This window comes from Nicoliella sp. ESL1106 (assembly GCF_058509965.1).
This window is the reverse complement of sequence record NZ_CP196340.1, coordinates 66,516-90,978: the sequence shown is the minus strand read 5'-3', so window position 1 is coordinate 90,978 and position 24,463 is coordinate 66,516. Positions and strand designations below refer to the sequence as shown.

Annotated in this window: 19 protein-coding genes; 16 read left to right on the top strand and 3 right to left on the bottom strand. The window is 37.3% G+C overall.

The window, feature by feature from the left end:
• Positions 1 to 107: 107 nt before the first annotated feature.
• From ACSVI6_RS00385 to ACSVI6_RS00330, 12 genes are all read left to right on the top strand, one after another.
• On the top strand, positions 108 to 2,753 hold the full coding sequence (locus ACSVI6_RS00385; RefSeq protein ID WP_491720704.1) for a glycoside hydrolase family 70 protein: 2,646 nt from the start codon (positions 108 to 110) through the stop codon (positions 2,751 to 2,753).
• Positions 2,754 to 2,765: 12 nt separating this feature from the next.
• On the top strand, positions 2,766 to 6,746 hold the full coding sequence (locus ACSVI6_RS00380; RefSeq protein WP_491720703.1) for a glycoside hydrolase family 70 protein: 3,981 nt from the start codon (positions 2,766 to 2,768) through the stop codon (positions 6,744 to 6,746).
• A 361-nt stretch (positions 6,747 to 7,107) separates the two neighbouring features.
• Positions 7,108 to 7,836 carry a 16S rRNA (guanine(527)-N(7))-methyltransferase RsmG gene (rsmG, locus tag ACSVI6_RS00375; protein WP_491716754.1) on the top strand — a complete coding sequence of 243 codons (729 nt, stop codon included), beginning with the start codon at positions 7,108 to 7,110 and terminating at the stop codon, positions 7,834 to 7,836.
• A 14-nt stretch (positions 7,837 to 7,850) separates the two neighbouring features.
• Complete coding sequence (locus ACSVI6_RS00370; RefSeq protein ID WP_491716753.1) at positions 7,851 to 8,630, top strand: ParA family protein; 780 nt, start codon at positions 7,851 to 7,853, stop codon at positions 8,628 to 8,630.
• Positions 8,620 to 9,501 carry a ParB/RepB/Spo0J family partition protein gene (locus tag ACSVI6_RS00365; RefSeq protein WP_491716752.1) on the top strand — a complete coding sequence of 294 codons (882 nt, stop codon included), beginning with the start codon at positions 8,620 to 8,622 and terminating at the stop codon, positions 9,499 to 9,501. The genes ACSVI6_RS00370 and ACSVI6_RS00365 overlap by 11 nt, the downstream gene beginning before the upstream one ends.
• Positions 9,502 to 9,516: 15 nt before the next feature.
• Entirely contained in the window at positions 9,517 to 9,705 is a 189-nt protein-coding gene (locus tag ACSVI6_RS00360) for a DUF951 domain-containing protein (RefSeq protein WP_491716751.1), read from the top strand.
• Between the two features lie 23 nt (positions 9,706 to 9,728).
• Positions 9,729 to 10,829, top strand: a complete 1,101-nt coding sequence (gene ychF / locus ACSVI6_RS00355; RefSeq protein ID WP_491716750.1) for a redox-regulated ATPase YchF — start codon at positions 9,729 to 9,731, stop codon at positions 10,827 to 10,829.
• Positions 10,830 to 10,844: 15 nt separating this feature from the next.
• The gene (locus ACSVI6_RS00350; protein ID WP_491719772.1) at positions 10,845 to 11,594 is read left to right on the top strand and encodes a DUF1129 family protein; all 750 of its coding nucleotides are present in this window, start codon (positions 10,845 to 10,847) and stop codon (positions 11,592 to 11,594) included.
• Positions 11,595 to 11,781: 187 nt separating this feature from the next.
• Positions 11,782 to 12,921, top strand: a complete 1,140-nt coding sequence (guaB, locus tag ACSVI6_RS00345; RefSeq protein WP_491716748.1) for an IMP dehydrogenase — start codon at positions 11,782 to 11,784, stop codon at positions 12,919 to 12,921.
• 201 nt (positions 12,922 to 13,122) lie between these two features.
• The gene (gene croR / locus ACSVI6_RS00340) at positions 13,123 to 13,812 is read left to right on the top strand and encodes a response regulator transcription factor CroR (protein ID WP_491716747.1); all 690 of its coding nucleotides are present in this window, start codon (positions 13,123 to 13,125) and stop codon (positions 13,810 to 13,812) included.
• Positions 13,813 to 13,831: 19 nt separating this feature from the next.
• Positions 13,832 to 15,055, top strand: a complete 1,224-nt coding sequence (locus ACSVI6_RS00335) for a sensor histidine kinase (RefSeq protein ID WP_491716746.1) — start codon at positions 13,832 to 13,834, stop codon at positions 15,053 to 15,055.
• Between the two features lie 2 nt (positions 15,056 to 15,057).
• Positions 15,058 to 16,329: a D-alanyl-D-alanine carboxypeptidase family protein gene (locus tag ACSVI6_RS00330; protein ID WP_491720702.1), complete on the top strand. Its 1,272-nt coding sequence runs from the start codon at positions 15,058 to 15,060 to the stop codon at positions 16,327 to 16,329.
• Between the two features lie 42 nt (positions 16,330 to 16,371).
• On the opposite strand, the gene ACSVI6_RS00325 is transcribed toward ACSVI6_RS00330, so the two are convergent.
• The gene (locus tag ACSVI6_RS00325; protein WP_491716744.1) at positions 16,372 to 17,568 is read right to left on the bottom strand and encodes a class I SAM-dependent methyltransferase; all 1,197 of its coding nucleotides are present in this window, start codon (positions 17,566 to 17,568) and stop codon (positions 16,372 to 16,374) included.
• A gap of 140 nt (positions 17,569 to 17,708) precedes the next feature.
• Here ACSVI6_RS00325 and ACSVI6_RS00320 point away from each other — a divergent pair, with 140 nt between their 5' ends.
• From ACSVI6_RS00320 to ACSVI6_RS00305, 4 genes are all read left to right on the top strand, one after another.
• Positions 17,709 to 18,350, top strand: a complete 642-nt coding sequence (locus ACSVI6_RS00320; RefSeq protein ID WP_491719770.1) for a hypothetical protein — start codon at positions 17,709 to 17,711, stop codon at positions 18,348 to 18,350.
• Positions 18,351 to 18,369: 19 nt separating this feature from the next.
• Positions 18,370 to 19,440 carry an AI-2E family transporter gene (locus ACSVI6_RS00315; RefSeq protein ID WP_491716742.1) on the top strand — a complete coding sequence of 357 codons (1,071 nt, stop codon included), beginning with the start codon at positions 18,370 to 18,372 and terminating at the stop codon, positions 19,438 to 19,440.
• 63 nt (positions 19,441 to 19,503) lie between these two features.
• Entirely contained in the window at positions 19,504 to 20,196 is a 693-nt protein-coding gene (locus tag ACSVI6_RS00310; RefSeq protein WP_491716741.1) for a 2,3-diphosphoglycerate-dependent phosphoglycerate mutase, read from the top strand.
• Positions 20,197 to 20,279: 83 nt separating this feature from the next.
• Positions 20,280 to 22,001 carry a hypothetical protein gene (locus ACSVI6_RS00305; protein ID WP_491720701.1) on the top strand — a complete coding sequence of 574 codons (1,722 nt, stop codon included), beginning with the start codon at positions 20,280 to 20,282 and terminating at the stop codon, positions 21,999 to 22,001.
• 48 nt (positions 22,002 to 22,049) lie between these two features.
• Here the strand turns inward: ACSVI6_RS00305 and ACSVI6_RS00300 are convergent, their stop codons facing one another.
• Together ACSVI6_RS00300 and ACSVI6_RS00295 are read right to left on the bottom strand one after the other, a co-directional pair.
• Complete coding sequence (locus tag ACSVI6_RS00300; protein WP_491716739.1) at positions 22,050 to 22,940, bottom strand: polysaccharide deacetylase family protein; 891 nt, start codon at positions 22,938 to 22,940, stop codon at positions 22,050 to 22,052.
• 294 nt (positions 22,941 to 23,234) lie between these two features.
• On the bottom strand, positions 23,235 to 24,449 hold the full coding sequence (locus ACSVI6_RS00295; RefSeq protein WP_491716738.1) for a glycosyltransferase: 1,215 nt from the start codon (positions 24,447 to 24,449) through the stop codon (positions 23,235 to 23,237).
• Positions 24,450 to 24,463 lie beyond the last annotated feature (14 nt).

Here is a 24,463-nt window from a genome sequence, read left to right as displayed (position 1 = left end):
TCGCTTGTGATAGACGGCTTTTTTTGTGCAAAGTTTGCACGTATTAACATATTGAGATATTATTAATAAATGTTTAAGATTCAATTGAAAATAAGGATAAATTAATAATGTTTAAGAAAATCATAAGAACTTTTTTAGTGTTAATTACACTGCTTTTAGTTACTGGTACTTGGTTTGCGATTCAGTTCGCACCCAAAGCCATCGCAAGTACAGTGAAATTAACTGATATTAATAGTAATAATCGGGCTTATAATCATTCCACTGCTTCATTCTTTGATACGGCAGAGGGATTTTTAACGCCTGATTCTTGGTACCGACCTAGGAAAATATTACGTGCGGGGACAACTTGGGTTAAATCAACTTCGTTTGATAAGCGCCCGTTGTTGATGGCTTGGTGGCCAGATAAATCCACGAAAGTTAATTATTTAAACTTTATGAATGGCCGTGGATTTGGGATTACACCTTCATGGCATACGACTGATGAATCAAACCACCAATTAGCGGTCGCTAGCCGTGCAGTTCAAGTGGATATTGAAAAAAAGATCAGCGCAACTGGACGCATCGGTTGGTTAAAAAAATTAATGACTCAATTTATTAATTCGCAATCACAATGGAATATTAAAAGTGAGGGCTATAATCTTCAGGATGGTTTTCAAGGAGGCGCGTTACTTTATGGTAATAATAAGGACACGCCCGATGCTAACTCTAAGTATCGCATTATTAATCGTTATCCCAATCAGCAAACTGGTAAGTATAAATATAATGATGATGGCGAATCAGATGGGAATGAATTCTTATTAGCTAACGATGTTGATAACTCAAATCCGGTTGTTCAATCTGAGGATTTGAACTGGGTTTATTACTTGACTCATTTTGGTTCCATCACGCAGCATAATGCCAATGCTAACTTTGATGGCATTCGTTTTGATGCTGTTGATAATGTGGATGCGGACCTATTAAATATTATGTCAGATTACTTTAAGCAGGAATACCATGTGAACCAAAGTGACCAAAATGCCATTGATCACCTTTCCATTCTAGAAGATTGGGCTGGTAAAGATCCTAACTACGTTGAAGATCACGGCAATAATCAACTAACGATGGATGGTGATCAACACTTTGCGATGATCAATTCACTCGCGTTACCAGTAAAGCAACGAATGAATATGCAACATCTAAACGACTATACGATCGTAGCTAATCGTGATAACGATACCGAACAAAATCAAGCGATCCCTAATTATTCATTTATGCGTGCTCATGATAGCGGAGTTCAAGAAATTTTATTTCAAATTATTCAAGATAAGTACAATCATAATTTTGTTGGTGGAAAGGTCGATCCGAAAGATTTGAGCAAGGCCCTAAAGGTTTATGATGCTGATGAACAGTTAACGAATAAAAAATATACGTATTATAATATCCCATCCAGTTATGCATTTATGTTAACGAATAAGGATACGGTGCCGAGAATTTATTATGGCGATATGTATAAGGATGATGGCCAGTTCATGGCAGAAGAATCACCTTATTATGATGCAATTGAGGCAATGCTTGAGGCACGCGTCAAATACGTTGCTGGTGGTCAACAAATGAAAGTGCAAAATGGTTTGTTGACGTCGGTGCGGTTTGGGGATGGTGCTAATAGCATTACTAGTAAGGGCAATTCGTTAACTAGAACCTCTGGAATTGGAGTCGTGATTGGTAACCAACCGCAACTTAAGTTATCTTCGCAGGATAAAATCGTTCTTAATATGGGGGCTGCCCACAAGAATCAATATTATCGGTCGGTAATCACACCAACAATCGATGGGGTTAAGGCTTATTTATCAGATGCGGATGCTAAAACGGATGCTAATCCAGTTAAAACTAATGCTAAGGGCCAGTTAATTTTGAATAATAACCAGATTAAGGGGTACAGTAATCCCCAGTTATCTGGCTATCTATCCGTATGGGTGCCAGTAGGGGCAAAGGATAATCAAGACGTTAGAACTAAGGCTAGTTCTAAACATCATGGTGGCAAGCAAACCTTCCGATCTAATAATGCATTGGATTCACAGGTCATTTTTGAGGCGTTCTCTAATTTTCAGCCGATTCCAACTAAAACGAGTGAATATGAAAACGTGGTGTTACCTAAAAGAGTGAATGATTTTAAAAAATGGGGTATTACTTATATGCAATTACCTCCTCAATATCGCTCCGTTAGCGGGAACTCATTCGTTGATGCGACCGTGAAGAATGGCTATGCGTTTAATGATCGTTATGACCTCGGGTTTGGCAGTCCCACTAAGTATGGAACCGCAAGTGAACTAGCCAATACGATTGAAGCATTCCACAGTGTTGGGATTAAATCGCTTGCTGATTTTGTGCCGAACCAACTTTATGATCTGCCTGGAAAGCAGGTTGTTTCTGCAACGCGGGTCGATATTAACGGTAAAAAAATCAAGGGGACTAAACTATCTAATCGACTTTATTTAGCGAATGCCCGTAGTTCTAAGAGTAGTTATCAGTATCAATATGGTGGGATGTTTTTAAAAACGTTACATCGTCAACATCCGAGCTTGTTTAATGTTAAACAAATTTCGAATGGTAAAAAATTAGTATATAGTAATCCACTACGCATTTGGTCTGCCAAGTATTTGAATGGTAGCAATATCCAAGGACGTGGGATTAATTATATATTAAGAAATTCAGCTACCAAAAAGTATTATATGGTGAAAAACAATCAATTTTATTTACCAGTAGGAATTAAATAGGGGGATTGAATAATGTTTAACGGACAAACCAAAAAACATTATAAAATGTATAAATCGGGTAAGCATTGGGTTACAGCAATGCTGTTCACAGCAACGATGGGGATTTTTTACGCTGATCAAGTTAATGTAAATTCAGTTAAAGCTGATACGCAAAGCAGCGTCAGTGCAACTAGCAGTTCTAGTAGTGCAAATGTTTCAGCGGCGAGCTCTAATGCTAGCATTAGTAGTGCCGCTAGCCAGTCATCAGTGGCACAAAGCAGCGCTAGTATTGATTCTAGTAGTAGTTCTAATTCGTCTAGTAGCACTAGTGATGTTAATGCTTCTAGCAGCAATACTAGCTCAAGTTCTAGTAGTAGTTCAGCTGCTGTTGTGAAATCAAATGCAGTTCTTAAGAGTAGTTCATCATCTGCTGATAGTACAACGAGTAAAAATGCTAATAGTACTAGCAAAATTAAAAGCCTTACTAATGCCGATGATGGAACCATTAAACGTTTATTGAAAAAATACAAGGTTACTAATATTAAGAAAAAGAACGGTAAATATTACTATGTTGATACATACGGTGATCCCCATTTGGGCGTTACTGTTCAACTAGGTAATCAAGTTATGTATTTTAACAAGAAAACAGGAGCATTAACTGCTACGAAAGACCTCCCTATTACCAAAAGTGAGACTGTGAAATCAGATGATTTTACAACGAATAATGCATTTTATAACGTTGACAATGCTAGTATTACAAACGTTAATGGTTATTTGACCCCTGATACCTGGTATCGTCCAAAGAAAATTTTATCAAATGGTGATGATTGGACGGCATCGAATCAAAATGATATGCGCCCACTATTGATGACTTGGTGGCCAAATAAAAAAGTGGAAGCAAATTATCTTAACTTTATGAATAAAAATGGGTTAGGAGTGACACCTTCTTGGCATTCTGCTGGGGATGGGGCCAATAGCTTAAATCAATCTGCTAGACAAGTGCAAGTATCGATTGAAAAGAAGATTAATGCTAACAATGGTGATACAACATGGCTTCATAATCTACTGGATCAATTCATTAAAACACAATCCGAGTGGAATTTCGATAGTGAAGAACGTGGTTCAGATGGGTTACAAGGTGGTCAGTTCTTATACGTTAACGATCCATTAACTAGCGATGCTAATTCTAATTATCGTCTTTTGGATCGGGGCCTTTCAGATCAAAATGGAAAGACCTTGAAGCAAACGATTGCCTCCGGAGGGGACTTTGAATTTCTATTAGGGAATGATATCGATAACTCTAATCCGACCGTTCAGGCTGAAGATCTGAACTGGTTGCACTATGTCATGAATTTGGGGACGATTTTAAAGAATAATCCTAACGGTAATTTTGATGGGGTCAGAGTGGATGCGATTGATGATGTTGACTCTGATTTAATTCAAATTATTGGAAAGTACTTTAATGATGCTTATAAAACTAGTCAATCCGATCAAAATGCTAATAATCATTTAAGCATTTTGGAAGATTGGGATAATTGGATTGATCCATTCTACATGCGCAAGAATGGGAATCCACAAATTACAATGAATCCGCAACTGAAAAATGCACTCCAAGAATCCCTTTCAACAGCTGATCCTACCCAAAGGACCAATCTTGATTTTCTAATTAATGATGGGTTGGCTGATCGTCATGCTGATTGGAATGAGGTCGATGATACGATTCCTAGTTATAGCTTCTTTAGAGCACACGATAACTCTGTTCAAGGAATTGTCGGTCAAATTATTCAAGATAAATTTGATAGTTCTGTCAACCCAGATAATCCATCATCTACGATGCAAATTTTCCAAAAGGCCCTTAAGATTTATGCTGATGACGAATGGAAAACGGATAAAAAATATTCACTTTACAATACCCCAGCTGCCTACGCGCTATTATTGACTGATAAGTCCTTAGTCCCACGGGTTTACTATGGTGATATGTATATGGAAAATAAGCAGTTCATGGAATCCAAATCGCCATACTATGATTCGATCGATGCATTATTGAGGGCGCGGGTTAAATATGTTGCTGGTGGGCAAACATCTAACGTTCAAACAATGGTTGGAGCCCCTTCAATGACTAAGGCTAAGGATAAATATACCGGCGTTTTAACATCAGTTCGTTATGGAAAGGATATTTGGGGTCCTAAAAATGTTAATCCAAATAATAAGAGCGGAATCGCAATTGTTGAATCTAATAACCCTGAATTAAAGCTTTCTAGTAATGATAAAGTCGTTATCAACATGGGGGCTAGTCATAAAAATCAGGCCTTTAGACCATTGTTGAATACGACTAAGACTGGTTTGTCAGTCTTTAATAATGACTCAGATGTTAGTCAGTCCCAGATTAAATATACAAATGCCAAAGGGCAATTAATTCTAACTCGTGCAGATATTAAGGGATATTCCAACCCGCAGGTATCAGGATATCTTTCTGCCTGGGTGCCAATGGGGGCTGCTGATGATCAAGATTCTAGAACAGCTGCTTCCGCTACAAATAAGACCCAAAGCAAGAATGTTAAACAGAGTAGTAACTACGTATCAAATGCTGCTTTGGATTCTAACGTGATTTTTGAGGGCTTCTCTAACTTCCAATCATTCCCAACAACTGATTCACAAAGAGAAAACGTAGTGATTGCAAACAATGCCAACTTATTTAAACAATGGGGAATTACTAGCTTTGAATTTCCACCACAGTATAATTCGACTGAGGGTAATTCATTCCTAGATGAAACATTCCAAAATGGATATGCGTTTAGTGACCGATATGATTTAGGACTCAGTGGTCCGAACAAATATGGAACTGCCGATGAGTTGATTCAAGCGATTCAAGCGTTACATGCAAATGGAATTCAAGCGATGGCTGACTTTGTACCGGATCAAGTATATGACATGCCAAATAAGCAGTTAGTAACGGTTAAGCGGGTTAATAACTATGGCCAAGAATTAATTGGAACCAAGATTACGAACCAATTATACTATTCCAATACAATTGGTAGTGGTAACGACTATCAAGCCCAATATGGTGGCAAGTTCTTGGAAGAACTTCAAAAAATGTATCCAGATTTATTTACTACTAAGCAAATTTCGACGAATAAACCAATCGATCCGAGCGAAAAAATTACAACCTGGAGTGCTAAGTACATTAATGGAACTAACGTCCAAGGAGTTGGGATTGATTACATTTTAAATAATGGGATTACTGGTCAATATTTGAGTATTAATAATTTAAGTACAATGCCTTTACAAATGATGGGCCAATCCTTCAAAACTGGATTTGTTCAAAACGGTAAGAACATTAATTATTACACTTATAGTGGCTACAAGGCTAAGGATACATTTATTAGTTACGATAAAAAGACCTATTATTTTGATGATAATGGAAATATGGTATTTGGTTTGCAAAAAATTAACGGCTCTAAATTCTTCTTCTTACCTGATGGTTCTGAATTAACTAATTCAGTTTATCGTGATAGCAATGGCAAACAATATTACTTTGGTGCAAATGGTGGGATGTATCATTCAGGATTCTTTACTGATCCAGAACTAGGAAACCCTAGATACTTCTTTGCAAATGGTGTTATGGCTAAGGGTAGAACCCTAGTGAACGGTCAATATCAATATTTTGATCGTGAAAACGGAGACCAGGTTGCTGGTGGCTGGGGTGGAAAGTATTACTATGATGCTAATACTGGTAATGAAGTTCGGAACCAATTCGAAAACATTAATAATAAATGGTATTACCTCAATAAGGATGGCCAAACAACCTCTGGGACGAAAGTGATAAACGGAGTTGAATATCACTTTAATGAAGATGGTGTTCAAACTCGTGGTGCTGTTGTTTTTGGTAAACACGGGGTAAAGAAGTACTATAGTATTAGTGACGGCTCATTAGTTAAGAATAATATTGTAATTTACAAGGGAATTAAATACTCCGCTAACAACAAGGGATATTTAAAAATAATAAAAAAATAGGTTGATTTCAGCCATTTTTCGAAGATACTGATAACTTCAGTATCTTTTTTTATTAAAATTTAAAAAAGTTATTTCTTTCTTTGGATTTTATGTTACAATACTATTCGTGTCGTGATTCAGGGTCACCTTTTGATGGATTAGGTGGACGATGTCATGAATTTGCTTTGTGCGGTGGCTTGCTTAAACTGCATGTACATATTTACCAGTCACAAAGCTTTTAGCCGCTAAAGGTAGGAGCTTATTTTTTTTGCTTAAAGATATCTTTCAATTTATCCAGCACCGTTATTTTATGATAAAATAAAAGTTGACTATCTATAAGTATTAATGGGTAAAGAAATAGAATTATTAATGGAGTAATTAAATGAATCCAGAAGAATTTAAAGCACAATTGGCTCATAATGGAATTGAGTTAACCGATAATCAAATGAAGCAGTTTGATACATACTACCAGCTGTTGGTAGCAACAAATAAAAACGTTAATTTAACAACGATTGTTGATCGAAATGACGTTTATTTAAAGCATTTTTACGATTCTATTACTCCCGCATTTTATTTTAATAAACTGCAAACAGAGCCACTTACTATCTGTGATGTTGGTGCAGGGGCTGGATTTCCATCCTTACCAATGAAAATCGTTTTTCCCCAGTTAAAAGTAACAATCGTAGATTCTTTGAACAAACGGATTAATTTCTTGAATGATTTAGTTGCAAAGCTAGGTCTTACTGATGTTAAGACCGTTCATGCACGTGCCGAAGAGTTTGGCGGTAAAAAGTCTGCTAGTCGGGAGTCATTTGATATTGTTACTGCCCGTGCAGTTGCCCGAATGAGTGTTTTAGCAGAGCTATGCTTGCCACTCGTAAAAGTTGGCGGCAATTTAATTGCACTTAAGGCTGCTAAAGCTGCTAGCGAATTAAGCGTTGGCCAAAAAGCAATTCAGTTACTGGGTGGTAAGTTGACTCAAGACCATGAATTTGAGTTGCCTGTTTCAAATGATGAAAGAAATATTGTGGTGATCGAGAAGGTAAAACCAACCCCAAGTCAGTATCCACGTAAGGCGGGAACGCCAAATAAAAAACCAATTGGGGAATAAAAGGAGGGCTTAAGATGGCATATGTAATCGCATTAGCTAACCAAAAGGGTGGCGTCGGCAAAACAACGACTGCTGTTAATTTGAGTGCAGATTTAGCGTCTTTAGGAAAGCGGGTTTTATTAATTGATGCTGATGCACAGGGAAATGCAACTAGTGGGATTAATATTCAAAAAAAGTCGATTAAAGAAAATCAGCTCCCCACAATGTATGATATTTTAGTTGAAGATGCACCAATTAAAGATGCCGTTATTCATACCGATTATGACCACTTAGATGCAGTCCCTGCGACAATTGATTTATCTGGTGCTGATATTAAGTTAGTTTCTAAAATGGCGCGCGAGACCATTTTAAGAACAGCGATTGCTGAAGTGGAGGATGATTATGATTATATCTTAATCGATTGTCCCCCATCGCTTGGTTTGATTACCGTAAATGCGTTTACCGCTAGTGATTCCATTTTAATCCCAGTTCAAAGTGAGTATTATGCGTTGGAGGGTCTTAGCCAATTGCTAAATACTTTTAATTTAGTTAAAAAGCATTTTAACCCAACCCTTAAAATTGAAGGCATCTTGCTTACGATGTTTGATTCACGCACTAACTTGGGCCGTCAGGTCAATGAGCAAGTTCGCGATTATTTTAAGGATAAGGTTTATGATACTGTAATTCCACGGAATGTCCGACTATCAGAAGCACCTAGTTATGGAAAACCAATTAATGATTATGATCCTAAATCTAAGGGTGCAGTTGTATACATGAAACTTACAAAGGAAGTGTTGGCTGCTCATGGCAAATAAAAAAGGTTTAGGCCGTGGGATTGAAGCGTTATTTTCAGATAATGAAGTTCAATCCGAAGAAACGGTCAATGATATTAAACTTGCGGAGTTGGTTCCGAACCCATACCAACCACGGACCAGATTTGATAAGGATGCGCTTAATGATTTGGCAAATTCAATCAAAAAATCAGGCGTATTCCAACCAATTATCGTAAGAAAAGCAGCTAAGAATGGTCAATATGAAATTCTAGCTGGTGAAAGACGGTTTAGAGCATCTGAGATTGCGGGTAAAAAAACAATTCCAGCCATCATTCGGAATGTTACCGATGAAAAGATGATGGAAATTGCGGTTCTTGAAAACTTACAAAGAGAGGACCTAACAGCAATTGAGGAGGCTGAGGCCTATAACACGCTAATGGTGAACTTGAACTTAACGCAAGCTCAAGTTGCTAACCGCCTGGGAAAAAGTCGCTCATACGTTGCTAACTACTTAAGACTGCTTGGCTTACCTAATGAAGTTAAAGCGATGGTGCAAAAAAAGCAGTTATCAATGGGGCAAGCAAGAGCTTTGTTATCAATTAGTGATAAGGCGGAATTGAGAAAATTGGCGAAACGGGTCTATGAGCAGACTTTGACGGTTCGTCAAATCAATCGCGAGATCGAAGAAATGGGCAGTGGCAAGCGTTCTAAAAAGGCAAAGAAGGGCGCTCGTGGTGGTCATAAATCTCCGTTCCTCAGAGCAACTGAAGATCAGCTCCAGGATCGCTTTGGAACCGCTGTTTCAATCAATGGCAATCGTTCTAAACGTGGTCATGGGAAAATAGAGATCGATTACATGTCTAATGACGATTTGAACCGAATTCTAAAAATATTAGATATTAACATTGACTAGATTGGAGTTTTTGCAATGTATGAACTACATGATATTGTTGAAATGAAGAAGCCCCATCCATGCGGTGCGAACCGTTGGGAAATTATTCGGATGGGTGCCGATATTAAAATCAAGTGTACTAATTGCGGTCATATTGTAATGCTTCCCAGACGTCAATTTGATCACAAAATCAAAAAAGTACTTGAAAAACACGAAACAGAATAAACAGAAAGTGAGCGAATTTTTTTATGTCATTAACAGCAGGAATTATTGGGCTGCCTAACGTTGGTAAGTCAACCCTCTTTAACGCAATTACAAATGCCGGAGCAGAAATGGCGAACTACCCATTTGCTACGATCGATCCCAATGTTGGAATGGTGGAAGTACCAGATAAACGATTAGCGCGGATTCAAGAATTGATTCCAGCTAAGAAAATCGTGCCAACTACGTTTGAATTTACAGATATTGCTGGAATCGTTAAGGGTGCTAGTAAGGGTGAAGGACTAGGAAATAAGTTCTTGGAAAACATTCGTCAAGTCGATGCCATCGTTCATGTTGTGCGTGCATTCGATGATGATAATATCACCCACGTTACTGGTAAGGTCGATCCAATTGCTGATATTCAAACGATTAACTTGGAATTAGGGATTGCTGATCTGGATGCTGTTAACAAGCGGTTAGGAAAAGTTGAACGGGCCGCTAAGGGTAAGGATGAAGATGCCCTAGCGGAAAAGGCAGTCTTAGAGAAGATTAAGCCCGTTCTCGAAAATGGTGGCTCAGTGCGTTCAATCGACTTTAACGAAGACGAAGCCAAAATCGTAAAGGGTGAGTTCTTACTTACCTCAAAGCCAGTCCTTTACGTTGCCAACGTTAGTGAAGATGATATGGCTGATCCTGAAAGTTCAGAATACTTCAAACAAGTGCAAGATTACGCAACCAAGGATGGTGCTCAAGCAATTGGAATTGCTGCTGAAACAGAAGAAGAAATTGCTGAATTAGATGATGATGATAAGCAAACCTTCCTTGAAGCTGAAGGGGTTGAAGAACCTGGCCTAAACAAGTTGATTCGGGCTTCTTATAAGTTATTAGGGCTTGAGACATTCTTTACCGCTGGTGGAAAAGAAACTAAGGCATGGACTTATCTAAAGGGAACGAAGGCACCACAAGCTGCTGGGATTATTCACTCTGACTTTGAACGTGGCTTTATTCGAGCTGAAGTAATGTCATTTGATGACTTAGACCAACTCGGTAGTGAAAGTGCCGTTAAGGAAGCTGGAAAGCTACGGGTCGAAGGAAAAGAATACGTCATGCAAGATGGTGACATTGTTAACTTTAGATTTAACGTTTAATAACGGAGGAATTGAATGAGTAACGATAATCGAAAACGAAATGCAGCCGCTGCTGCACAACAAAAGAAGGCTGCTGCTAAAGTAGAAGAACGCAATGCCTTCGATAACATGGGCTTAACGAAGCGGAATGCCGAGTACATGTTTCGTTTTAAACAGCAATTAGATCGGGTCAATTTACCTGCTGAAAAGAAACAAACGACGGTTGAATCAATGGTCGCTGAATTGGTCAAGGAACAAAAAAGTGGGGCCACTGCTCGGAATCTTTATGGAACGATCGAACAACGAATTGAGTTCATTAAGAATCCACCGCGTGAAAAAGAGGAGTTATTCACTAACTACTGGTCTAACGCCGTTTATAACTTTTTAATTTTTCTGGCTTTGTTCTCAGTGTTATATGGAATCACCCTCTTAATGTCCAAGAATGTTACCGCAGAACAAGCTAAGTCTTCTGGGGTTGCTGTTATCTTAGTTACTTCAGCTATTACTGGGGCACTAATGCCGATTTTCACCCGTCTCTTTGATCCAGCTGTTAAACACACCAGCAAGTGGTATATGCGATTATTAGGGATGCTGTTGCTTGCAATCGTCTGGATTTCTGTGTTCTTTGGCCTGGTATTGATAATTCCAACAGCCATTAATCCAGTCTTGCCAGGGGTGGTTTATATCATTATCGCATTGGTATCTGCTGGGGTATCATTGTGGGTTCGTAAAAATTACAACATTACAACTGGATTGTTCGTTTCTAGAAGGCCAGTTCGTAAATAATCAAAAATTTGACGCTGAATTGTTCGTGAATTCAGCGTTTTTTATTCCAAAAATAAGATAATGATGTGAAAAAGATTAGTTTTTACTTGTTTGATAAAGTTTTGTTTACAAGTATATTTTTTTTTGGTAAATTAGAAACAATATAATTTTACACAGTTGAATATTTATAAAAGGAGCGCTTTAAATTATGTCTAATTGGGATACAAAATTTGCCAAAGAAGGAATCACATTTGATGATGTTTTATTGATACCTGCAGAAAGCCACGTCTTACCGAACGAAGTTGATACCAGTGTCCAATTAGCACCCAATTTAAAGCTAAATGTGCCATTTTTAAGTGCCAGTATGGATACCGTTACTGAACATGAAATGGCCATTACTTTAGCTAATTTAGGTGGATTAGGTGTAATTCACAAGAACATGGTAATCGATGACCAAGCTAAAGAAGTAGAAAAGGTTAAGGCGGTTGAAAAAGACGCCAAGCGTTTTCCAAATGCTGCTGTTGACTCAAATAACCATCTACTAGTTGCCGCTGCCGTTGGGGTGACTAGTGATACTTTCAAACGTGCAGAAGCATTGTTAAATGCTGGGGCTGACGCAATCGTTATTGATACTGCGCACGGTCATTCCGCAGGGGTTTTACGGAAGATCAAGGAAATTCGTGATACCTATCCAAAGGCCACTTTAATTGCTGGGAACGTTGCAACCGGTGAAGGAACAAATGCTTTGTTCAGAGCTGGGGTGGATGTAGTTAAGGTCGGAATTGGTCCTGGTTCAATTTGTACCACTAGAATCATTGCCGGAGTTGGGGTTCCTCAACTAACTGCCATTTATGATGCTGCTTCAGTTGCTCGTGAATGGGGCAAGCCAATCATTGCCGATGGTGGAATCAAGTACAGTGGTGATGTTGTTAAAGCAATCGCTGCTGGTGGAAATGCCGTTATGCTAGGAAGTATGTTATCAGGAACTGACGAAGCTCCTGGTAAGGTCTTCGAAGAAAACGGGAAGAAGTACAAGGCATACCGTGGAATGGGAAGTATCGCTGCCATGGAACATGGTTCAAAGGACCGTTACTTCCAAGGTGAAGTGAATGAAGCCCAAAAGCTCGTTCCAGAAGGAATTGAAGCTCGGGTTGAATACAAGGGTAGCGCTAAGGATGTTATCTTCCAGATGGTTGGAGGTTTACATTCTGGAATGGGCTATACCGGAGCTAAGGATATTCAAACCATGATCGATCGCGCTCAATTTGTCAGAATTTCAAATGCTGGACTAATTGAATCTCATCCACATGATGTCCAAATTACAAAGGCAGCTCCTAATTACAAATAAAATAAATAACAAAAAGCTAAGGAATGGGCTTTCTCAATTCCTTAGCTTTTTTTAGATTATAATTAGTATGATAAAATAGAAATGTTAAAGTTTTGTAAATCAAGTAAAATAGTATTAAAGAATAAACCTTAAGAAAATAAATTTGGCTTTAATTTGTTACACTATAATTAATAAAATTATGAAATTAAGGATGATGATATTATGAAAATTTTAGTCGTAGATGACGATAAAGAAATCGCACAATTATTAGAAATTTACATCCGAAACGAAGGATACGAACCAATTTCTGCTTACAACGGTAAGGACGCTCTTTCGGTGTTACGGACTGAAAATGACATTGGTTTGATGATTTTGGATATTATGATGCCAAATATGACTGGAATTGAAGTGCTCAAGGAATTGCGTCGCGATTCTAAGTTACCAGTGATTATCCTATCTGCTAAAACCACCGATATGGATAAAATTCAAGGGTTGATCAGTGGAGCCGATGATTACGTTACTAAGCCATTTAATCCATTGGAAATCATGGCCAGAGTGCGCTCCCTTCTAAGAAGAAGTCAAGATAAGATGACCAATGATGAACCCGATGTATTAGATATTGGTTCATTAACCATTAATAAGGATTCACATGAAGTAAAAACATCTGATGATAAGGAAATTCAGTTAACGGCACTTGAATTTGGGATTTTATACCTCCTAGCTAGTCATCCTAATCGAGTGTTCTCAGCTGATGAAATTTTTGAACGCGTTTGGAGACAAGAAAGTGTGGTTTCAGCTAAAACCGTGATGGTTCACGTGAGTCATTTGCGTGATAAAATTGAAGAAGCCACTAATGGCGAAAAGGTAATCCAAACCGTTTGGGGTGTTGGATACAAGATTGAAATGAAATAATTAACGGGGATACTTTACATTGAAATTAACAACACGAGAAAAAACGGAGCTGTTTGGTGAAGGGGTAATTACCTTAATCCTACTATTGTTGCTTAATTTGTCGATAATTGTATTATTTAGCCAGGCGCTTTTTCATAATCCAGGATTAAAATTTGGGTTTATTACAATTAAGCATTCTATTTTTACTAATCCGGGCGCTCCATTTCAAAATCCGATGGGGCATCCCGCTCCGTGGTGGATGAAACTATTAACGTGGCAGAATATTTTGACAGCATTGATGGGAATCGTGGACCTAGTAGTAATTTACTGGCGGCTATTACGTCGCTACCATTTAATTCAATTACGGCATGTAATTGATGAAATTCATTACATTGCTGATGGTCATTTTGATCACCGCATTCCATTTAAAATTAACAGTGAGAATCAAAAGGTTGTTGATAGTGTTAATTCTTTGGTCGATAGTGTAATTGAATCTATGAATGAGGAACGGGCAATTGAGCGTTCTAAGGATGAATTAATTACTAACGTATCCCATGATATTAGAACGCCCCTAACATCGATTATTGGCTACCTAGGGTTAATTGAATCTGGTGGCTATAAGAGTAAGGAAGACCTGCTTAAATATACCCACATTGCTTTTTTTAAGTCTAAGCAGATGAAGTCATTAGCAGATGATTTATTCGAATATTCAAAAGCACGGACATTGCCGACGAATCTCCAAATGAATAGGGTCAATGTTAAACAACTAGTTGAGCAGCTAGCAATAAGTTCTGAACTAGAAGCGGAAAAGAAGAACATTAAAATTATTACTGAATGTAAGGATGATAATCTGTACATCGAAGCTGATGCCGAAAAATTAGGGCGGGTCTTTAATAATTTAATTTCAAATGCGTTGAAATATGGAAAAGACGCTAGACACATTTACCTAAGTGCTTCCCAAATGAATGCCAATGAAGCGGTTATTTCGGTTGCAAACGATGGGGAACCAATCCCTAAAAAATCAATTAACCAAATTTTTGAACGGTTTTACAGGGTTGAAACATCACGAAATAAGGAAACCGGAGGGACCGGACTTGGTTTAGCGATTGTCCAAAACATCGTTGATAGTCATAATGGATTTATTAAAGTTGAATCTAACCGCAAATTAACGAGTTTTGCGATTCATTTGCCAATTCATGCTGATCAACCGTTGAAAAAAACAGGATTTGAAAAATTAAAGTTTACAGATAAGAAGGATAAATAGTTATGAATATTACTCACCGATTTTCTAAAATGATTTTGATGATCGGAATCGTTTTGATGACTTTGGCCTTGCCGATTTCAGCAAGTGCCAGTGCTGTTAAGACAACTGCGCAGCCAGATATTGATGCCACAACTGGAATTGCAATTGATGCGAATACAGGTCAAATGCTATATTCTAAGAACATCAATAAACCAATGGCATTAGCCTCGATGAGTAAATTACTGTCTTTGTATATCGTTAGAAAAGCAATTGCAGAGGGCAAAATTAGCTGGGATCAAAAGGTTCCAGTATCCTCTGCTTTACATAAATTAAGTGTTGATACCACATACGCTAATGCACCGTTAGCTGAGGGAGAGCACTATACAGTTAGACAAATTTACCAAGCGTCATTTGAATCAGCTAATGCTGCAATGATGTCATTAGCAAACCTAGTTGGTGGCTCAACGCAGAACTTTACGCTCATGATGCGCAAAACGGCTAAGCAGTTGGGGATTACCGATGCTAAGTTATATACTGCTTGTGGTTTAACCAACGGGGAAGTTGGTAAAGCCCTTGGCATGCCAGATGCTAATGATAACGATGAAAATAAGATGTCTGCGCGTGATATGGCGACCATTGCAAAGCAATTTATTAAACAATTTCCAGATGTTTTAAATAATACTTCCGTTAGTGAGTATACATTAGGGGGCAAGACCCTAAGGAATGGTGACTACATGTTACCAGGGGGAAGTGAGTACGATAAAACCCTGCCAGTTCAAGGGCTGAAGACCGGGACTTCTTCTACTTGTGGGGGAAGTTTTATTGGAACGACTAATCGGGATGGACACCGCATTATTACCGTTGTGATGCATGCTTCCAATACGATGCCTACCGATCCTGGTCGCTTTATCCAAACTAAAAAAATTATGAACTATGTTTATGATAACTACCGCTATGTAAGCCTTGCCAACGGCTCAACCACCGCTTATCAAAAAGTTGCGGTTCCCGATGGTAAATCCACTAGCGTTAAAGTTAAAACCAAAGCACAATTTAATTACTGGATTGATAAAAATGAAGCTGGTTCTAATGTAAAATTAAATTTGGACGATAACGTCAAGGACGGTAAGGGGATTAAAGCTCCAGTGAAGGCTAATCAAAAAATTGGGAATTTAACGTTTACCGATTTTAAGACATTAAATAATAAACAATTATCAGTGCCAATGGTAGCTAGCAATTCTGTTGATGAAGCTAACATCTTTGTTCGATTCTGGCGCGGCTTGACTAATCTATTCTAAAAAAAGTGATGATAACATTAATCGTTATCACCACTTTTTTAATTATTTACTTGCTGGCTTGTTTTTATCATCGTACATGTATTCGCGAGTCATTGGTAAAGCATGTCCAGATGGTCCCTTTGAGATTAAGTATTGGATAACATCGATATTTCCAGCTTTAAATGATGCGGCACAGGCTTGTAGGTATAAGTCCCACATCCGAATAAAGCGTTCGTCGAATATTTTTTTAACTTCATCCAAGTGCTCATTGAAATTATGATCCCAATGTTCGAGAGTCACTTGATAATGTCTCCGCAAGGTTTCTAAGTCAAAAATTTGCATTCCATTTTCAACAATATGGTCAATATTTTCCGTTAATCCAGGAACATATCCCCCTGGGAAAATGTACTTATTGATCCAACCGTTGTAGGCACCACCTTGTTGTCTGGTGATTCCGTGAATCAACGCCACCCCGTTTGGCTTCAAGTATTTATTAACGTATTTGAAGTATTCACCAAGGTTTTCCTTCCCAACGTGTTCGAACATTCCAACTGAAGTAACGTAGTCAAATTGTTCATCATGATAATCACGGTAGTCACGGAGGTAAACGGTTGCAACATCTTCTAAGCCTTCATCTTGAATCCGCTTTTGAACGTAATCATATTGTTCTTTACTGAGGGTAATTCCAGCAACGGTCAAGCCGAATTCCTTAGCAGCAGTTAGCATTAAGGTTCCCCAACCACAACCAATATCAAGAAGGGTTCTTCCTGGATTAGGATTGAGTTTTTTGATGATGTGTCTAACTTTATTCATCTGTGCTTGTTCCAATGTGTCATCTGGGTTTTCCCAGTAGGCACATGAGTATGTCATTGTTGGATCGAGCCAAATCTTATAAAAGTCGTTTCCAATATCGTAATGACTTTGGACATCCTTCATACTTTCTTTTTCACTGTGTGATTGTTTAGGCAAGAACTTGATGAACTTGCTGTTACGCATGAAACTGCCCGCACTTTCGTAAGCTGAGGTAACTAAATCTTCAATATTACCGTCAATCTCAATTTTGCCATCCATATAAGCTTCACCAAGTGCAATTGAAGCATTTTTGGTAATTTGTCGAATGGGAATTGCTTCCTTAAATGTGATGTGAGCCTGGGGTTCACCCTCACCATAGACTTCACTTTTACCGTCCCAATAAGTTACTTTAACAGGCATATTAAAGCTTCTTTTCAAAAACTGCCGATAAAAAGGTTTTTCTAACATAAATAAACAAATCCTCTCTAGAAATTTAACTATGAATAATATTATACGCTTATTTATTAATTTTTTGGAAGGAATGTATTCTATTTTACTACTGGAAAAATGGTATAATTGAATAAAATAAAGTATAAGAGGGATTAGATATGAAAAAAATATTGGTAGCGATTGTTGCCATTATTGTAGTTGGATTGTTTGGCGGCCTTATGATTAATGGCCATAGTTCCAGTAATCATGAAGCTAATTCATCCATCAGTAAGGGTAATCAGGCAATTCAAAATCGGCAATATCACCAAGCAGTTGTAAATTTTAAGCAGGCATTAGATGCTCAGCCTGATAATCAAGTTGCACTTAAATCGCTTCAGCAGGTACAGACCATTCAAGCTGCTGATACTTTTTATAATGCTCAACACTTTGTAACCGCAATTGCCCAGTATCAAAAAGTAGCTAGTTTGAAGCAGTCATCATTACTGGTACAACGGGCAAACGAACAATTAAAAAATAGTGAAAATTTATTGAACGGTGCAATTGAACTAACGGGCATTTATAACCAATCATTACGGCTTAACCATTCTAAAAAATATGCTCAATCAGCGAAATTATTACAACAAGCATTTACCAATGGCAATTTAAATAATAGCTATTTTAAGAATATTACCGATCGAATTAAAGCGTTAAGAACTGCTAATTCAGCTAAAAAAATGGATCGGGCAGCCGTTACGAATCGCTTAGCAATCCGTCCACAAACCATCAATCAATTAGAGAGTGGACAAGTTCTAAATAACTAATCAGAATAGGAGAATTTGAATGCATTTATGGGATCAATTTATTGAAAACGTGAGATTACGGAGATTGGTGGTGTTATTAGCAATCATTTCCGTCCTCTACTTGGTCCGTGGAATGATGACGATTATTTTACTAACTTTTATATTTACGTTCTTAGTAACCACCATTGTTAATTGGATTTGGAAATACGTTAAAATTCCTAAGTCGTTATTAGTATGTATTATTTATGCTACGATCGTAGTATTAGTATCATGGGCCTTAGCAGTTTATGTTCCCCAAATTATCGAACAAGCAATCATGGGGATTAAATCATTGATTAATTTCTACCAGAGCCCTAATGACATAACTGGACAAGATAGTGAGATTCAGGCTTACATTGCTGATTTTTTGTCTAAGTTTAACGTTGTTTCGTTTCTAAAGGGGAGTGCGAATACTGTCTTTGAATATATTACCAGTATCGGATCAGTCAGTGTTTCAGTTTTTATTTCTTTAATATTGAGTTTCTTTTTTACACTGGAAAGTGATCGAATGGCTACCTTTTCCAAGAAATTTTTGACGAGTAATATCGGTTGGTTATTCCAAGATATTTATTACTATGCTCAAATTTTCGTTAAGACGTTTGGTGTTGTTTTAGAAGCACAGTTATTTATTGCGATTTGCAATACCATTTTAACGACCATTGTGATGGCAGTAATGGGGTTACCACAACTATTGATACTAGCATTATTAGTGTTTTTCCTTAGTTTAATTCCAGTGGCTGGGGTAATTATTTCATTTATTCCATTATCATTAGTTTGTTACTCTACTGGCGGCATTTACGATGTGATTTATATGATCATTACAATTATAGTGGTTCATGGAATTGAAGCATACGTATTAAACCCAAAGTTTATGTCATCGAGAACTAAGCTACCAATTTTTTATACCTTTGTTGTTTTGATTGTTGGTGAAAAAATTTTTGGTGGCTGGGGATTGATTGTGTCTGTTCCAATTTTTACTTTTATTCTCCATATATTAAATGTGCAACGGGTCGACAATCATCCCAATGATGAAGTAAAAATCATAAAAAAATCTAAATCTACTGAAAAATAATGATAGATGGTGTATCATTGTTATGAATTCTTTAATTATAAAATAGAAAGAGGTTTGGAACTTATGGCAAAATTAGTATTAATTCGTCATGGACAAAGTCAATGGAACCTTTCTAACCAATTTACTGGTTGGGTTGACGTTGATTTAAGTGACAAGGGTGTTGAAGAAGCTAAGAACGCTGGTAAATTATTGAAGGAACACGGTCTAGAATTTGACTATGCATTTACTTCAGTTTTGACCCGTGCGATTAAGACTTTACACTTTGCTTTAGAAGAATCAGACCAACTATGGATTCCTGAAACTAAGACTTGGCGTTTGAACGAACGTCACTATGGTAAGTTACAAGGATTAAACAAGAAGGAAACTGCTGAACAATATGGAGACGAACAAGTTCACATTTGGCGTCGTTCATATGACACTCTTCCTCCACTTCTTCCAGATGACTCTCCATACTCTGCAAAGAAGGACCGTCGTTACGCTGACTTAGATCCAAACTTGATTCCTGCAGGTGAAAACCTCAAGGTTACGCTTGAAAGAGTTATGCCTTTATGGGAAGATCAAATTGCACCTAAGTTATTAGACGGTAAGAATGTAATTATTGCTGCTCACGGTAACTCACTTCGTGCATTAAGCAAGTACATTGAAAGAATCAGCGATGATGACATCATGGACTTAGAAATGAAGACTGGTGAACCAGTTGTTTATGACTTTGACGACAAACTTAAAGTTACTAACAAGACTAAATTAGACGACTAATTTATTATAATTAAGGTAATTGATTTACTATGTCTAAATCAATTGCCTTATTTTTTATACAAATTTTGATAGGGAAGTTGATCATGAAATCACTTAATAACAAAATTAATTGGCGAACTACGTGGCCATACGGAGTCATTTTGGTTATTTCATTATTAGCAATGTTTCCACAATGGTACACTAATGCCGCTTATGTAGGAATCGACTCACTTTTTCATATGAATCGATTCTATGATGCAATGATGCAAATTAAAACTGGTAGCTATAGCTATTTTCAATCATTTTTCGGATTTGGCCAGTCTGGTAGGGTGGTTAACGCCGTCTATGGACCATTATTTGCATATTTTAACGGTTTTTTGCTACTTATTAGCAAAAACTGGGTTAATTATCAGCTAATAAGTTCAGCGTTATTATTCATTATCAGTGGCTGTTTAATGTACCATTTATCAATTAAAAACAACGTTCAGCAGTTATGGGCGCTAGTAATTGCTGGATGTTATATGTTTTCGACCCCCATCTTGTATTGGATCAATGGGCAACAATTTACCGCATGGGGAGCGGCTTTTGTTCCATTAATAATGCTATGTGGAACTGAAATGATTCGCACCAGACGGATTGCTTGGATTAAATTGGCCCTTTCGATGACTTTATTGCTCGAAATTCATAACATTACTAGTGCGATTTGTGCATTAGCGTTAATTCCATTTTTTGTGACAGGGTTGGTTATCACAGATGATCGTAAACAAATGTGGCAATCACTTTTTAAATCAATTGGCCTAACGTTATTGTTGTCATTCAACGTTTGGGGTGGGATGTTAGAACTATTTTCTTCCAATCATTTGTTGCCCGTGCTGCCAGATTTACATTTAGCATCTGATTCTTTGTTTGCCCCCAACGGCACCACTAGGCTTCAGTACAGTACGCTGTTCTTATTTGTAATTGCAATCTTATACCTAATTATTAGATGGAAGCACATTGATTTAACTACTCGGGTTATTATTCTGAATGGAACATTTTTTCTATGGATTCCGACCTTCCTTTTCCCGTGGACATTGCTATCTAAGCTAATCCCAGCGGTGGACTCCGTGATTCAAAATCCGATTCGGTTTTTAGTGATCCCGTACGTTTTATTATATTTGGCGATTGGAATCCTGCTTTCTGATAAAAGCATCAATTGGTCTCGTTATGTAATTGGGGGCATAACGATTTTACTAATGCTACTTGTGATGTATAAGGACTTTAGTCATGTTTTAAGTAAGAGTCGTTACTTTAATTCACACAAAGTAATCATTAGTACTCGTAAAACGATTATTAGAACGTCCGATCCGAATAGATTACGTTCAGCATTGCGTTCTGATGATCCGCAAAGAATTTTGCAGTTGGTAATTAAGGCAACCCCAGATTATATGCCAGTGAAGCAAAAAATTTCAGTATTTGAATATCAAAAATTTAGTCCATATATCAAGTATCGTAAATCAATTATCAAGCCGAATATAAATCATGATTATCAGGTTAAAAACGGTATAATGACTGTTAAATGGACAAATAAGAGTAATCATACTCAACCCCATAAGTTAGCGGTTGTTAAATATGCCCACTCAATCATAAAATTAAATGGGAAACAATTAAAAACCGTTAAGACCGATTCAATCGGTGCGATTACTGTAAATGGAAAACCAGGAGTTAATCATTTAACGATTCAATACCAAAGTGCTGGTTGGTTTAGAGGCCTTATTTGGGTTTCAATCATTGGCTGGATCGGTTTAATTGGTTATGGTATTAAAAGGTTGATTAAACGCTCTTAAGAGCAAATAAAAAGGTGTGCTAGAATTTAATCTAGCGCACCTTTTATTTTATTTGGTTGAGAACCATTTTTGAATACTTGGCCAAGAATCATTATTAATGATCATTCTTGGGGTGTACATTAAATTAGTCTTGTCGTTTACAATTCCAGTATTCAATGTAGCGATCCATTGGAGATTTTGAGAGTTTAAGAAATTAGTTGTTTTATCGGTTCCACCACCATAAGGATAGGCAAATGAAGTTCCGAATTGTCCCGTTTTTTCATGCATAATTCGTTGACTAGTGATAAAGTCACGTTTGAAGTGATTATATTCGTCCGGTCTTTGAATAATTGGGATTAATCCACGGGTTAGGTAGTGCATATTGTTAGTATGCAATTCTAGACTTTGTAAGTTACCGGCTTTTTTCTTGGCTTTTAAAATATTTTTCCAAGTAGCGAACTTAGATCCTTCACGATAACGACCTGTATTTCCGGTAACAATGAAAGTGGTAAACGGGAAGTTATATTTTTCCATTACTGGCATTGCATTTTCAATGGTTGAACGGTCAATATCGTCGAAGGTTAGGACGGCATATTTACCCTTAATTGGTTCTTGATTACTAACCATTTCATACATTTGTTGACCGCTAATGACCTTAATTCCATGATCTTTAAGAAACTTCATTTGTTTCTTGAACTCAGTTGTAGTAACTGCAAAGTCATGGAGTTGTGAGTTATCAGATAGTGATTTAACAACATTAACCCCTAAATCATCATTAATAATTCGGTGATAACAAAAAACTAAAATCCCATTTTTTTGTGAAGCAGCTTGTGCTTTTAATGCATAGTTAGTGTTTTCACCCTTATCGTATTGAACCGTTCTGTGAATCGTTAATGACATTCCAAGAACGATTAGGATTGCAATAATCCAAACAATAATTTTACGAGTTCTTCGTGTCATTTTTTAGATTCCTCCGCATTTTTTTTAATCTATAAAAGCTAAAAATAATAGTTCCAATTCCAAAAAATAAAATTGTATATAGTAGCCCAAAGTAAAATCCGTAGTCTAAGTTAAGAAGTAAGTAGTAAGTAACTAGATTATCTGTGTATAAATCAAAGATAAATCCGTAGTTAACGTAGAAAATAAATAGCACTGCTGACCATAGAGCCGCAAATAAACAAAAATTCCAAATTCTTCTTTTAATACTGATCTTTTTACGAATTACGAAATTATATTGTGGTTTATTTTCCAATTTTAGCGCCCCCGATCCGGACTACGCCATGTTCCAACATGTTCTGGGTCTAAGAAGAATGAAATCATAGCATAGATACAACTAATCAAATTAATGATCCAATAATACATAATGTAAGCAGGGATTAGTAAGAAGTCCCCCCAACTCATAAATGTTGCTTTCTTTGAGAAAGAAAAACTGATTAAGAACTGGGTGAAACTGACCATTAGCATGAATAGTAAAATATTACCATCAAGGGTCAAATTGCGATCCAAAATAAATGTAAGGATGTAGGTAATTGTACTTAGCATTGTAACCACTGCCCACGTGTTACTTACGATTGTTTCAGATAGTAAAAACTTTTCGCTAAAACTACCATGAATCAACATATCACGGTTACCAGCGAGTACTTCTAAACCACCACGCGCCCATCGCTGTCTTTGTTTGATTAGGTTTCGAACGCTTTCTGGAACTAAAATCCAACAAATAATATTGGGGTTATATAATACTTCCCAGTGGTTACGATATAATCGCCATGTAATATCAATATCTTCGGTCATGACCTTCGTGTTCCAACCATTAACCGATTCAACGGCTGTTTTTCTAAAACCAACAATAACTCCTGAAACGGTAGTGATCTTACCAGTTAAGAATGATTCTGCACGCTTAATGATATCGATAACACCGATGTATTCCAGTAATTGAAGGCGGCCCAAAATAGTAGTTCGATTTCTAACAACTGGTTTTCCAGCAACGGCACCAGCCTTAGGGTTATTATTTAAAGTTTTAACAACGTACGAAAGTGAGTCTGGATCTAAAACAGAATCAGAGTCAATTCCCAATAGGTATTCTCCACGAGCAGCTTTCAGCCCTTGGTTCATAGCATTTGCTTTTCCCTGGTTAACGGGGATGGCAACGATTTGGATATTAAATTGTGATTTGTATTGATCCTGTAATCGATGCATTATTTCTAAAGTATCATCTGAACTTTTATCATCGATCAATACAATTTCATAATTTTTATAGGTTAAGTTAGCAAGTGACTTAACCGCTTCTTCCAGGGTATCATGCTCGTTATGAGCAGGTACTAATATTGAAACCAACGGTTTACGATCGGAATCGTTATCTTGAGTATGATGAAGTGTCCACTCCTTGAAGATACAACCAACGATCCATACGACTGACACCATTACGGGGTATCCGAATATAAAATCGCTAATCATTTTACTGAACCACATAAATTGTTTTCCTC